This is a genomic window from Tepidimonas charontis (assembly GCF_007556685.1).
GTDB lineage: Bacteria > Pseudomonadota > Gammaproteobacteria > Burkholderiales > Burkholderiaceae_C > Tepidimonas > Tepidimonas charontis.
Genome location: NZ_VJON01000016.1, coordinates 12,707 through 24,637, shown reverse-complemented (window position 1 = coordinate 24,637; position 11,931 = coordinate 12,707). Strand labels below are relative to the sequence as shown.

Genomic DNA, 11,931 nt, shown 5'->3' with positions numbered 1-11,931 from the left:
GCGCCAAGCGCGCCGGCCGCCACCCCGACTTTACGCGCCCAGTTTTTCCTTGATGCGCGCCGCTTTGCCGGTGCGGCCACGCAGGTAGTACAACTTGGCACGGCGTACGTCACCGCGGCGCTTGACCTGGATGCTGGCGATCAGCGGGCTGTACAGCGCAAAGGTGCGCTCCACCCCTTCGCCGTTGGAAATTTTGCGCACGATGAAGCTGGAGTTCAGGCCACGGTTGCGCTTGGCAATGACCACGCCCTCGTAGGCCTGCACGCGCTTCTTGTTGCCTTCGATGACGTTGACGTTGACGACCACCGTATCGCCGGGCCCAAACTCGGGAATCTGCTTGTTGAGGCGAGCGATTTCTTCCTGCTCGAGGATTTGGATCAGATTCATGATGACACCCTGATCGTGTCCGCGCTGCACCGTCGCACGAAGTGACGCCCTTGCACCACCCCGCCCAGGACTCATCGACCCAGCCCCGAAGCCGGACAGAGGATCAAAGCTTTCCATTATATCAAACGACGGCGATCGGCCCGCCATCCAGGCGGCAACCGCCGTTCTCCACCCACCCGCCGCGCGGCGGGCGGGGTCGGCATCGCCGACACACCCGCTTTTAGCGCCGCGGCTCTCCCCCAACCGTGTGCGGCGCCGCCTCTTGCAGCCAACGCTGCTCCGCCGGCGTCACATGGCCAGCCTGCCAGGCGCGATCGAGCAACTCAGGCCGCCGGCGTGCGGTGGCCAGCAGCCGTTGCTGGCGCCGCCAGACCGCGATGTGCGCATGGTGCCCGGATAGTAGCACCGCCGGTACATCCACCGGCCCCGCCGGCCCCTGCCAGACTTCGGGGCGTGTGTAGTGGGGACAGTCGAGCAAGCCATCCAGTGCCGGGTGAAAGCTGTCCTGGGTCGCGCTGTCGGCGTCGCCCAGCACCCCGGGCTGCAGGCGCGCCACCGCGTCCAACAACGCCACCGCCGCGATTTCACCACCCGATAACACGAAGTCGCCCAGGCTGATCTCCTCATCGACACAGGCATCGATGAAGCGCTGATCGACCCCTTCGTAGCGGCCACAGATCAAAATCGCACCGGGTCGTTGGGGCTGCGCCCAACGCGTCACCACGGCATGCGACAGCACCGTGCCGGCCGGCGAAAACAACACCGTCGGCACATCCACGTCGGCACCGGCTGCGCGCACCGGCGGCAAGCCGCGGTCGGCACGCACCGCTTGCCAGCAGCGGTACAGCGGCTCGGCCATCATCACCATGCCGGGCCCGCCGCCAAAGGGCCGATCATCGACGCGGCGGTAGTGCCCGTCGGCAAAATCGCGCAGCGCCCACAGGCACACCTGCACGATGCCGCTGGCAAACGCGCGCCGCGTCACGCCGGTGTGCAAATACGGCTCGATGAGCTCGGGAAACAGCGTGATGACGTCGAAACGCATGGCGGCAGGCCATGGGTGCGGGCTGACGGCCTCAATAGTCGGGCTGCCAGTCCACCGTGATGCGCCGCGCCACCAGATCGACCGCATCGACATAGGCACCCACGAAGGGGATCAGGCGCTCCAACGGCTCGCCTCCGGCGTCATCGCGCACACACAACACGGCGTGCGGCCCGGTGGACAACAGATCGTCCACCACACCCAACGCCACGCCCTGGCGGTTGACCACTGCCAACCCGATCAGATCGACCCAATAGTACTCGTCCGGGCCGTTGGTGGGCGGGAAATCGGCGCGGGCAATGTGGATACCGGCGCCGCGCAAGCGTTCGGCGGTGTTGCGATCGTCGACGCCGTCCAGTTGCGCCACCAAGACGTCACCGTGCCAGCGCGCCTGGGTCACGCTGACTTCGACTGGCGTGGCGAAAGCATCGAAGGCACGCGCACGTGGCGCCGATGGGTCGGGAGGGGTCAAGAACCAGCGGCGCGCATGACGCAGGGCGTCGCCGCTGGCGCTGAGGCTGTGTATGCGCAGCCAGCCGCGCACGCCCCAGGCGTCCTGGACATGACCGACGGCCACCGCATCGGCCGGCAGCGCGGCGGCGCGCCAAGGCTGCGCCTCGGTCATGGCCTGCGCCGCATCAGGCCGCAGCAGCCTCGGCCGCCACTGGCTTCGGAGCCTGCTTGATGAGGCGCTGCACGGTCTCTGATGGCTGCGCGCCCACGCCCAGCCAGTAAGCGAGCCGGTCGTGCGCGATGTTGAGCGGCACGTCGTTGCCACGCGCGATCGGGTTGTAAAAGCCGATGCGCTCGATGAAGCGGCCATCGCGCCGGCAACGCTTGTCGGCGACGACGATGTGGTAAAACGGGCGGGCCTTGGAGCCGCCACGGGCGAGTCGGATGACGACCATGGTTTATCCTTGCGTATGGTTCGACGAGACGGTCATGGCAACGCTCAAGACACGGCAACTGGCCACCCGGCCAGCAAAACGTTGCAAACCGGCCATTATACCCAGCCGTCCGTCGCGCCGCCCCGCGTGGGGCGCGTTCGTCCACCGACCGACAGCCATTCGACGTGAACTCGACTTTGTTGATCCGACCCAGCCGCGACGAGGACCTGCCGGCCATCACCGCCCTCTATGGCCACCACGTGCAGCACGGCACCGGCACCTTCGAGACCGAGCCGCCCAGCGAGACCGAGATGGCGGCGCGGCGCGCCGATGTGCTGCGCAAGGGTTTGCCTTGGCTGGTGGCCGAGCGCGCCGGGCGCGTGCTCGGTTTTGCCTACGGCAACTGGTTCAAGCCGCGGCCAGCCTACCGCTATTCGGTCGAAGACTCGATCTACATCGCCCCCGACGCGCTGGGGCAAGGCATGGGGCGCGCCCTACTGGCCGAGCTGCTGGTGCAACTGGAGCAACGCGGCATTCGCAAGGTGATGGCCGTCATCGGCGACTCGGCCAACGCCGGCTCGATCGGCCTGCACACGGCGCTGGGCTTCGAGCACGTGGGCACGGTGCGCAGCTGTGGCTGGAAGTTTGGACGCTGGCTCGACATCGTGCTGATGGAAAAAACCCTGGGCTGGGGCGACCGCACGCCACCCGAGCCGCCGTGCGCCTGACGCCGTCAACCGCGCCGGCGGCCACCCGCCTCTTCCATTCGTTCGCCCCTCCGACGATCATGTCCAACGACTCTCTTACCCCCATCCGACGCCACCCGCGCAACAAAACCGTGGCGGCCTGGCTAGCCTTTCTGACCGGCCCGCTGGGTGGACACCGCTTTTACCTGTATGGTTGGTCTGATACCTGGGGCTGGGCCCACGCCATCCCGACCGCCCTGGGACTGTGGGGGGTGGACCGGGTACTGACCTTCGGCCAAGACGACAAGCTGTCGTGGGTGCTGCTGCCGCTGCTGGGATTCAGTCTGGTGATCGCCTGCCTGGCGGCCATCGTCTATGCGTTGATGCCGGCCGAGCGCTGGAACACCCGCCACAACCCCATGCTGCCCCCGGACGCGCCCAGCGGCGCCACCCATTGGTGGACGGTGCTGGCCGTGGTGCTGGCCCTGATGGTGGGAGCCACCGCCTTCATGGCGTCGCTGGCCTTTGGTTTTCAGCGGTACTTCGAATATCAGATCGAGGAAGGTCTGCGCATCAGCCAATGAGGACGCCGGAGGCGCTGCGCACCGCTGCGCGCTGACTCGTCGGCGACCGCCGGCACTGCCGCACGCCAGGCGCACGCCGGACGATCGCCCCCAGACCGAGCGCGGCGATGGCCAGACCGACCGCGCACCCGTGACGCACACGCGGGCTTGGACGCGCCTTGGGGCGCGTCCGGTGACGCGGCCACCATCGGGCCGCGTGGCTAGGGTGCCATCGCCCGCGCGGTGTCTGACGGTGCGCCCATCGCCAGCATCACGATGCTCAGTGTCAACAAGGCGAGCGCGGTGGAGACGGCGGTGGCGGCCGTGACTTCGGCTTGCGCGACCCGATAGCGCTGCGCGAACAAAAAGACATTGGCGCCGACGGGGACGGCTGCAGCCACCACCAGCACCGTCAACGGCAAGCCGCGCAGCCCCCAGGCCCACGCCGAGGCGGCCACCAGCAGCGGCACCACCACATTTTTGGCCAACGCCACACCCAGCGCCTCGCGCCAGCGGCCGCGCAGCGGGGTGTGCGCCAGGCTGATGCCCACCAGCACCAGGGCCAGTGGTCCAAACGCCTGGCCCAACAAGTGCAGGGGGCGGTCCACCACCGCGGGCAGCGCCAGCCCTGACGCTCCCCACAGCAAGCCACAGGCGATGGGCAGCGGAATCGGGTGAATGATCGAGGCCCGCATCGCCGCCACGCTGGCGCGCCACAGGCGCTGGCGATCCAGCGGCTGGTCGAGCGCACGCTGGCGCGCATCCGCCAGCTCCAACGCCACCGATGCCACCGTCAGCAAAATCAGCGCGTGCACTGCGATCAGGGTCAGCAGCGTCACCAGCCCGGCTTGACCATAGGCCAGGCCGACGAGCGCGATGCCGATCATCACCAGATTGGAAAACGTGCCCCCCAAGGCCAAGACGATGCCGCGCGGGGTGAACCCGTACCACAGCACCTGCGCCCCGAACCAGGGCAGCACCGCACTGAAGTAGGCGGCGATGGGCCGCCAGTCCAGGCTGTCGAGCCGCACTTGGCTCATGGTGCGAAACAACAGCGCCGGGATGAGCAGCAGAAACACCAGGTTCGACAGCTCTTTGATGGCCCCTGGCCCCACCCAGCCACGCCTGCCCACGAATACCCCGGTGCCGATGAGCAAAAACACGGGCACCAGGGCTTGGAAGACGGGATGGTCGGCAATGCTCACGCCCCGCAGTGTAGCGGCGCGTCACGGCGCAGGCGTCTCACGCCGCATCGGCCCCGGGCTTGAGCCAGCTGGCAAAGCGCTGGCGCAGTTTGGCCACTTTGGGATTGACGACGGCCACACAGTAGCCATGGTGGGGATGGCGCGCAAAAAAGTCCTGGTGGTAGTCCTCGGCCGGCCAGTAGTGGCGCAGCGGCTCCACCTCGGTGACGATGGGTGCGGCGAAGACGCCTGCGGTCTGCAGCTCGGCCATCAGCGCTCGCGCGGCTTGTGCCTGCAGCGGCTCGGTCCAATAAATGCCACTGCGGTACTGCGTGCCGACGTCGGCTCCTTGCCGGTTGGGGGTGGTGGGGTCGTGGATGGCGAAAAAAATCGTCAGCAGTGTGCGCTCGTCGATCACCGCCGGGTCGTAGCGCAGCCGCACCACTTCGACGCAGCCGGTCATACCGCTGCACACCTCCTCATAGCTGGGGCGCTCGGCCCACCCATTGCAGTAACCGGATTCGACATCGAGCACGCCGCGCACGCGGTCGAACACCGCCTCCGTGCACCAAAAACAGCCTCCGCCAAGCGCCCATTCACGTACCGTCATGGCGCGAATTGTGCTACGGTCGGGTCACCATGACGGTGTTACTGGATTTTTTGGCGCTGCCGCTGTTGACGGCCTCTGCTTTGCTGCTGGTGAGCCTGGTGGCCGGGCTGTTTTCCGCGCGCCTGGGGTTTTCTTTTCTGCTGGTGTTTTTGGTCGCCGGCATGCTGCTCGGTGAAGACGGTCCGGGGGGCGTGGCGTTTTCGGATTTTCGGCTGGCGTTTTGGGTGGGTAACGTGGCGCTGGCGGTGATCTTGCTCGACGGCGGTTTGCGCACCCGTTACGCCACGTTTCGCACAGGGTTGCGCCCTTCGATTTTGTTGGCCACGGTGGGGGTTGCCGTCAGCGCGGCGCTGACCGGGCTGGGGGCGTGGTTGTTGCTCGGCCTGGACTGGCGGCTGGCGCTTTTGCTGGGCGCCATCGTCGGCTCCACCGACGCGGCAGCCGTCTTTTCTCTGCTGCAGACCTCCGGGGTGCGACTCAATGAGCGCGTGGCCTCGACGCTGGAGGTCGAGTCGGGCCTGAACGATCCCATGGCGGTCTTTCTGACGCTGGCGCTGATCGAGCTGGCGCGCAGCGCCGGGGCGATGTCCGCCCACTGGGGATGGCAGGCGCTGCTGGCGCTGGTGCAGCAATTCGGTTGGGGCTTGGCCTTGGGCGCCGGGCTGGGGTGGGCGATGGCCGACGGGCTGCGGGCGCTGGCGCGCCTGACCCGACCCGGCGGCGGTGTGCGGGCGCTGTTGCTGCTGTCGGCTGGACTCGCGGTGTTTGCCTCGGCCACCTGGATGGGCGGCTCCGGCTTTTTGGCCGTTTACATCTTTGGTCTGGTGGTGGGCAACCGCGCTCGCGGTTCGGTGGCCCCGGCGCTACAGGCCATGGACGGCTACGCCTGGATGGCCCAGGCCGGCATGTTTTTGCTCCTGGGGCTACTGGTCACCCCGTCCGAGGCGCTGCGTTCGCTGCTGCCGGCGCTGGGAGTGGCCGCCGTCCTGATGGGAGTGGCCCGTCCGATGGCGGTTTGGCTGTGTCTGCGGCCGTTGCGCTTTCCACCGCGCGAGATCGCGTTCATCGCGTGGGTGGGTCTGCGCGGTGCGGTACCGATCGTGTTGGCTGTGTTTCCGGTGATGGCTGGCATCGACGGTGCGCGCACCTTTTTCGACATTGCTTTTGTCGTGGTGCTGACTTCGCTGCTGCTGCAAGGCGCCACCCTGCCCTGGGCCGCGCGACGCGCCGGTGTGGTACTGCCAAGCCGCGACGACGCGGCTGCGGCGCGCCATGTCTTTGGCGATTTCGAGGTCACCGCAGACACGCGCATGGCGGCGTTGTGCGCGTTCTATGGCTGGCCCGCCATCGACGACGACACGCTCACGGTCGGTGAGTGGTTTCATCGCACCAGCCAACGCCCGCCGGTGGAAGGCGACCAACTGCGCTGGGGACCGGCGAAGTTGAGCGTGCGCCGCACGCGCGAGGGGGTGATCGAGCGAATCGGGATTCGCATCGAAGGCGGTATGGACGAACCAACGTGAGCCCTGGCCGCGCCCGAGACCAACCCACGGCCGCGCGGGCCTACGCCCGAAGACGCTGCACCGACCGCTGCAGCGCATTGGCCAGCAGCGGCGCCAGCGCCACCGTGTTGCTGGCATGCGGCACGCTGTCGGTACTCCACACCTGGCCGACGCCGCTGTCCTGCAGTACCGCCAGCGCGTCGCCGATGAACAGCGCGTGCGTCACCGCCACGTCCACCGATGCTGCGCCCACAGCGCGCACCGCTCTGGCGGCCTGCGCCACCGTGCGGCCCGTGCTGGCCATGTCGTCCAGGATGACCACGGCGCGCCCACGCATGTCCAGCGCGGGCAGCTCGACGCGCACGTCGTGGTCGCCGCGCCGGACCTTGCGACAGACGGCCGTCGGCAACCCGACCGCAGCGGCCGCCTGCTCGACCCACTGGGCGGACTCCGTGTCGGGCCCGAGCAGCAGCGCCCCCGGGCGGCGCGCGGCGATGGCCTGCGCCAGCAACGGTGCCGCGCTGAGGGCTTGCGCGTCCGCCAGCGGCACCGCCTCGGCCAACGTCGCCACGCGGTGCAGGTGGGGGTCGACCGTGATCAGCCCGTCGAACGTCGCGGCCAGCCACCGCCCCACGTGGCGCTGGCTAACCACTTCGCCGGGGGTGAAGGCCGTGTCCTGCCGCATATAGGGCAGGTAGGGCGCCACCAGCCACAGGCGCCGGGCGCCCAGCTCGCGCGCGGCCGGAGCCGCCAGCAGCAGCTCCACCAGCTTTTCGTTGGGCTGATGCAGACTGCGGTAGAGCGCGACGACCGGCGGCAGCCGAGCCGGCAGGCGCAAGCGCCATTCGCCGTCCGGAAACCGGTGGCGCTCGATCACCGCCAAGGTCCAAGGCTCGTCGGCGGCCGCTGCGGCCGGCGCCGGTGGCAGCGCCTGCAGGGCCGCCAACAACCGCTGGGCCGGCGCGGTCTCGTCATCGCAACACAGCAGCACTGGCATGGTCAAAATTCCACGAACAAATGCGGCAGCTCGTCGGGTTCGCCGATCCGATAGCCGCTGTGACGTTGGCTCGCTTCCCAGGCAAATTCGCGATCGGCGGGATATTCGGCGTACACACGATACAGCGCTTCGCCAGCGCGCACCGGCTCGCCCAGCTTGCGCGCCAAGTCCACCCCCGCGCCGGCCACCTTCGGCGCGCCGGCCAAGCGGGCGATGCGCGCGATTTGCACGTTGTCGATGGCGGTCACGACCCCATCGCGCGCGGCCGTGACCTCGAAACTCAGCCGTGCCAGCGGTGGACGCTCGGGGTCGAACGGATGCGCGCCTTGAGCGGCGATCAAGGCCATCATTTTGTCCAGCGCACGCCCGGAGTCCAGGATGTCGCGCGCCACCCCGTAGCCATCGCCGCCGCGGATGTCGGGATCGCACTCGAGCAGGCGCCCGGCCAACCGCAACGCTTTCTGGCGCAAGTCAACCGGCGCCAGCGGGTGATTCTGCAGCACCCGCATCACATCGCGCGCCTCCAGCACCGGGCCAATGCCTTGGCCAATCGGCTGACGCCCATCGGTGATGACGACATCGACCGAGATGCCCAGACGGCGCGCGACGTATTCGAACAGGCGGCGCAGGCGCTGCGCCTCGGGCATCGAGCGGACCTTGGCGGTGGGCCCGACCGGGATGTCGAGCACGATGTGGTTGGAGCCCGCCGCCACTTTTTTGCTCAGGATGGAGGCCACCATCTGGCTGGGTGAGTCGAGCGACAGTGGACGCTCGACGGCGATGAGCACGTCATCGGCCGGCGACAAATGTGCGGTGCCGCCCCACGCCAGACAGCCGCGGTGCTCGCGCACGATCTCTTGCAGCCGCCCGATGGGCAGCTCAACCTCGGCCAGCACCTCCATGGTGTCGGCGGTACCAGCGGGCGAGGTGATGGCGCGCGATGAGGTCTTGGGACAGACCAAGCCATGCGCCGCCACGATCGGCACCACCAACATCGAGGTGCGGTTGCCCGGAATGCCGCCGATGCAATGCTTGTCCACCACCAGCCGCTCGCGCCAGTCCAGCCGCTGGCCAGCCTCGATCATGGCTTCGGTCAGGAAGTAGACTTCCTCACGATCGAGCTCGCCCGCCTGCGTGGCGACGACGAACGCCGACAGCTCGATTTTGGAATAGCGGCGCTCGGCGATGTCTCGCACGATGGCGTGAAATTCGTCGCGTCCCAGGCGCTCGCCACTGATCTTGCGGTGCAGCGCGGCCATCGAGGCCGCCGGCTCGGCCTGCGCGATGGTGGCGGGATGTCCAGGCGGCACCCCCATCTGATCGAAGGCGTCGATCGACAGCCCGATCTCGTCGCATTTGACGATACGCGGGTCGAGCGTGACGTTGAGCGTGGCCAACACGCGGCGCCCGTTGGCCCGCACCTCGACCTTGGACAGGGCCTGAAAACCTTCGGCACGGTAGATTTCGCAGTCGCGGTGCAAGTAGGCGACGTTTTCGCGATAGGTGTCGATGGCCACCCGCCGCAGCTTCAGCGGCACCCGGCCATCGTCCGCCGGCGGCACCGGGGGACATGGGGAAAGCTTGAGGGATACCGCGGAATCCGGGGTGTCGGCAACAGGGGACATGGTTTTGCCTCGGTAGGGGTCGGGGGGGTACGCGCGCACGCCAGCGGCAAAATATCCAACGCCCCCCCGGCGTCAATGGTAGCCCGATGGTTGGCGGGGGCCAAGCGCGATGCTGCCCCGCGGGTCTGCCGGCGCTCAATGCGCCAGCGGATCCGGCGGGCCGGCGTACAGCCACGGCTGGTCGAGTAGATATGGGCCGCCCACGGCCAGCGCGCGGTTGCGCGCCCAGCGCAGGACGCCGCTGGCATGGAACACCACACCGTTGCGGCGCGAGCGCGCCTGCACGCGCGCATTGCGCGCCCACCGCTGCGCCGCCCAGCGCTGCAGTAGCGCCGGCCAATCGGGCCTGGGCGTGCCGGCAGCCTGCAGCAGCCGCCCCAGGGCCCAGGCGTCCTCCAGCGCCATGGCCGCGCCCTGCGCCAAATACGGCCGCGTGGGGTGTGCGGCGTCTCCCAGCAAGGCCACACGCCCGACCGCCTGCTCGCGCGGGCCCGCCATGGGTTCGCGCACGAACAACGGCCACAGGCGCCACGCCGGCACCGCCTCCACCAGCGCAGCCAAGTCGGCAGGTACGGCGCCCAGCGCCTGCCGCAGGGCCACCGCATGGGCGGCATGATCCCACGATGGCGCCGCGTCGCCGGGCAATGGCCCTTCGACGAAGATCACCACGTTCAGCCACGCCCCCGCCCGCACGGGGTAGTGCACGGCATGCATGCGTGGCCCCAACCAGACCACGACCTCGGGCAAACGCAGCGGCGCAGGCACATCGGCCATCGGCACCAAACCGCGGTAGGCCAGATGTCCACAGTACACGACAGCGCCGTCGCCCAGCAGGCGCTGGCGCGTGCGGCTCCACACGCCATCGGCAGCCAGCAACACGTCGCCACGCCACTGCGGCCCCTGCTGGGCTTGTACGGTCACGCCGTCGGCCTCTTCCTGATGGGCCAGCACTTCCGTTGCGGTGTGCAGGGTCACCGTCGCTCGCCCCCGCAGTGCGTGCAGCAGCAGCCCGTGCAGATCGGCGCGGTGGATCGTGGCGTAGGGTTGGCCGTAGCGCGCTTCGGCCCGCCCGGCCAGCGCCAGTGTCCCCAGCACCGCTCCATCACCGGCGTCGCGCACACGCAGCTGCCGTGGCCACGCGGCGCAGTCCTGCAGCGCTGGCCGCAAGCCCCAGTCGTGCAGTACACGCACCGCGTTGGGGCCGAGCTGGATGCCGGCCCCCACCTCGGAAAACGCCGGGGCGCGCTCCAGCAGCGTCACGTGCAGGGCAGGCTGGGCGCGGGTGCAAGCCAGCGCCGCGCCCAATCCACCAATACCGCCACCGACGATGAGGGCGTGCGGTGTGCTCATCACCGCCACGCCGGCGCGGCCGCCCGCGCTGCCTGCCACAGCCCCTGCGCCGCACCGGAGCCAATGCGGCGCGCCAGCCGTTCAGCCACGCTTTCACGCTGGGTGTAATCGACGATGTCTTCGGCCTGCACCACGTCGCGCGCCACCGCATCGACGCTGCCCAGCCCATCGGCCAGGCCGATCTGTACCGCACGCTCACCGGTCCACACCAGGCCGCTGAAGGTCTCGGCGTCCTCTTTCAGGCGCTCGCCGCGCCCCTTGCGTACCACGGCGATGAACTGCCTATGGATCTCGTCGAGCATACGCTGCGCGTGCGCGCGGTGGCGTTCGGTCTGCGGGCTAAACGGGTCCAGAAAGCCTTTGTTCTCCCCCGCCGTCAGCAAGCGACGCTCCACGCCGAGCTTGTCCATCAGTCCGGTAAAACCAAACCCATCCATCAGCACGCCGATGCTGCCCACCAGACTGGCTTTGTCCACATAAATGCGGTCGGCCGCCGCCGCCACATAATAGGCCGCCGAGGCGCAGGTCTCCTCCACCACCGCATACACCGGTTTGTCGTACTGGTCCTTCAGACGCCAGATCTCGTCGTTGATGAGGCCGGCCTGCACCGGGCTGCCGCCCGGGGAGTCGATCAGCAGCACCACGGCCTTGGCTTGTGGCTCGGCAAACGCCTCCCGTAAGGCGGCCATCACTTGTGCCGCATTAGCCTCTTGGTCAGCCCCGATGGGGCCGCGCACTTCGATGAGCGCGGTGTGCGGCGTATGCGCGGGGGTGGCCGGCGCGACGTCGCGCAGCAACACCACTGCCACCATGGTCGCAAACGCCAACCAAACGAAGCGCCAAAACAGCCGCCAGCGACGCGCCGCGCGCTGCTCATCGAGCGCCGCCAGCGCCAGCCGCTCCAAGAGCTGTCGTTCCCAGCCCGGCTGCGCGCTCGGTGCCGAACCGTGCCCAGCGGGCTGAGCGCCTGCAGCCGCGCCGGGTGCGGGCGCGCCCACCGTCGCCGGGCCTGACGCCGCCGGCACCGCGGAGGTGTCAGCCGTGGTGTGGCCCGACTCGGGAGAGGGGGACGGAACGGGTGCGGTCATGATCAGATAT

Annotated in this window: 13 protein-coding genes; 3 read left to right on the top strand and 10 right to left on the bottom strand. The window is 68.8% G+C overall.

The window, feature by feature from the left end:
• Positions 1 to 30: 30 nt before the first annotated feature.
• The 4 genes from rplS to rpsP all read right to left on the bottom strand — a co-directional run bounded on the left by rplS (position 31) and on the right by rpsP (position 2,337).
• On the bottom strand, positions 31 to 387 hold the full coding sequence (rplS, locus tag Tchar_RS06370; RefSeq protein ID WP_144328227.1) for a 50S ribosomal protein L19: 357 nt from the start codon (positions 385 to 387) through the stop codon (positions 31 to 33).
• Between the two features lie 220 nt (positions 388 to 607).
• Entirely contained in the window at positions 608 to 1,432 is an 825-nt protein-coding gene (gene trmD / locus Tchar_RS06365) for a tRNA (guanosine(37)-N1)-methyltransferase TrmD (RefSeq protein WP_144328226.1), read from the bottom strand.
• Positions 1,433 to 1,463: 31 nt separating this feature from the next.
• Complete coding sequence (gene rimM, locus Tchar_RS06360; protein WP_144328225.1) at positions 1,464 to 2,054, bottom strand: ribosome maturation factor RimM; 591 nt, start codon at positions 2,052 to 2,054, stop codon at positions 1,464 to 1,466.
• 13 nt (positions 2,055 to 2,067) lie between these two features.
• Entirely contained in the window at positions 2,068 to 2,337 is a 270-nt protein-coding gene (gene rpsP / locus Tchar_RS06355) for a 30S ribosomal protein S16 (RefSeq protein WP_144328224.1), read from the bottom strand.
• A gap of 164 nt (positions 2,338 to 2,501) precedes the next feature.
• Between rpsP and Tchar_RS06350 the strand changes: the two genes are divergently transcribed.
• Both Tchar_RS06350 and Tchar_RS06345 read left to right on the top strand, forming a co-directional pair.
• Positions 2,502 to 3,044, top strand: a complete 543-nt coding sequence (locus Tchar_RS06350) for a GNAT family N-acetyltransferase (RefSeq protein WP_236640304.1) — start codon at positions 2,502 to 2,504, stop codon at positions 3,042 to 3,044.
• 59 nt (positions 3,045 to 3,103) lie between these two features.
• Positions 3,104 to 3,586 (top strand): TM2 domain-containing protein, encoded by a 483-nt coding sequence (locus tag Tchar_RS06345; RefSeq protein WP_144328223.1) that lies wholly within the window; start codon positions 3,104 to 3,106, stop codon positions 3,584 to 3,586.
• Between the two features lie 200 nt (positions 3,587 to 3,786).
• Here Tchar_RS06345 and Tchar_RS06340 read toward each other — a convergent pair whose 3' ends face one another.
• Together Tchar_RS06340 and msrA are read right to left on the bottom strand one after the other, a co-directional pair.
• Entirely contained in the window at positions 3,787 to 4,770 is a 984-nt protein-coding gene (locus Tchar_RS06340) for an AEC family transporter (RefSeq protein ID WP_144328222.1), read from the bottom strand.
• A 37-nt stretch (positions 4,771 to 4,807) separates the two neighbouring features.
• Positions 4,808 to 5,359, bottom strand: coding sequence for a peptide-methionine (S)-S-oxide reductase MsrA (gene msrA, locus Tchar_RS06335; RefSeq protein WP_144328221.1), 552 nt, complete (start codon positions 5,357 to 5,359; stop codon positions 4,808 to 4,810).
• Positions 5,360 to 5,388: 29 nt separating this feature from the next.
• Here msrA and Tchar_RS06330 point away from each other — a divergent pair, with 29 nt between their 5' ends.
• Entirely contained in the window at positions 5,389 to 6,882 is a 1,494-nt protein-coding gene (locus tag Tchar_RS06330) for a potassium/proton antiporter (RefSeq protein ID WP_144328220.1), read from the top strand.
• Between the two features lie 40 nt (positions 6,883 to 6,922).
• On the opposite strand, the gene Tchar_RS06325 is transcribed toward Tchar_RS06330, so the two are convergent.
• The 4 genes from Tchar_RS06325 to Tchar_RS06310 form a co-directional block, all read right to left on the bottom strand.
• Positions 6,923 to 7,858 carry a ribose-phosphate diphosphokinase gene (locus Tchar_RS06325; protein ID WP_144328219.1) on the bottom strand — a complete coding sequence of 312 codons (936 nt, stop codon included), beginning with the start codon at positions 7,856 to 7,858 and terminating at the stop codon, positions 6,923 to 6,925.
• 2 nt (positions 7,859 to 7,860) lie between these two features.
• On the bottom strand, positions 7,861 to 9,483 hold the full coding sequence (locus Tchar_RS06320; RefSeq protein WP_144328218.1) for a thymidine phosphorylase family protein: 1,623 nt from the start codon (positions 9,481 to 9,483) through the stop codon (positions 7,861 to 7,863).
• A gap of 135 nt (positions 9,484 to 9,618) precedes the next feature.
• Entirely contained in the window at positions 9,619 to 10,833 is a 1,215-nt protein-coding gene (locus tag Tchar_RS06315; protein WP_144328217.1) for an FAD-dependent monooxygenase, read from the bottom strand.
• Positions 10,833 to 11,921: a S49 family peptidase gene (locus Tchar_RS06310; protein ID WP_144328216.1), complete on the bottom strand. Its 1,089-nt coding sequence runs from the start codon at positions 11,919 to 11,921 to the stop codon at positions 10,833 to 10,835. The genes Tchar_RS06315 and Tchar_RS06310 overlap by 1 nt, the downstream gene beginning before the upstream one ends.
• Positions 11,922 to 11,931: the final 10 nt, after the last annotated feature.

What these genes read in the sequence shown, in the direction of transcription:
- rplS (WP_144328227.1), bottom strand. Translation starts at nt 387, where the DNA reads ATGAATCTGATCCAAATCCTCGAGCAGGAAGAAATCGCTCGCCTCAAC.
- trmD (WP_144328226.1), bottom strand. Translation starts at nt 1,432, where the DNA reads ATGCGTTTCGACGTCATCACGCTGTTTCCCGAGCTCATCGAGCCGTAT.
- rimM (WP_144328225.1), bottom strand. Translation starts at nt 2,054, where the DNA reads ATGACCGAGGCGCAGCCTTGGCGCGCCGCCGCGCTGCCGGCCGATGCG.
- rpsP (WP_144328224.1), bottom strand. Translation starts at nt 2,337, where the DNA reads ATGGTCGTCATCCGACTCGCCCGTGGCGGCTCCAAGGCCCGCCCGTTT.
- Tchar_RS06345 (WP_144328223.1), top strand. Translation starts at nt 3,104, where the DNA reads ATGTCCAACGACTCTCTTACCCCCATCCGACGCCACCCGCGCAACAAA.
- msrA (WP_144328221.1), bottom strand. Translation starts at nt 5,359, where the DNA reads ATGACGGTACGTGAATGGGCGCTTGGCGGAGGCTGTTTTTGGTGCACG.
- Tchar_RS06330 (WP_144328220.1), top strand. Translation starts at nt 5,389, where the DNA reads ATGACGGTGTTACTGGATTTTTTGGCGCTGCCGCTGTTGACGGCCTCT.
- Tchar_RS06325 (WP_144328219.1), bottom strand. Translation starts at nt 7,858, where the DNA reads ATGCCAGTGCTGCTGTGTTGCGATGACGAGACCGCGCCGGCCCAGCGG.
- Tchar_RS06320 (WP_144328218.1), bottom strand. Translation starts at nt 9,483, where the DNA reads ATGTCCCCTGTTGCCGACACCCCGGATTCCGCGGTATCCCTCAAGCTT.
- Tchar_RS06315 (WP_144328217.1), bottom strand. Translation starts at nt 10,833, where the DNA reads ATGAGCACACCGCACGCCCTCATCGTCGGTGGCGGTATTGGTGGATTG.
- Tchar_RS06310 (WP_144328216.1), bottom strand. Translation starts at nt 11,921, where the DNA reads ATGACCGCACCCGTTCCGTCCCCCTCTCCCGAGTCGGGCCACACCACG.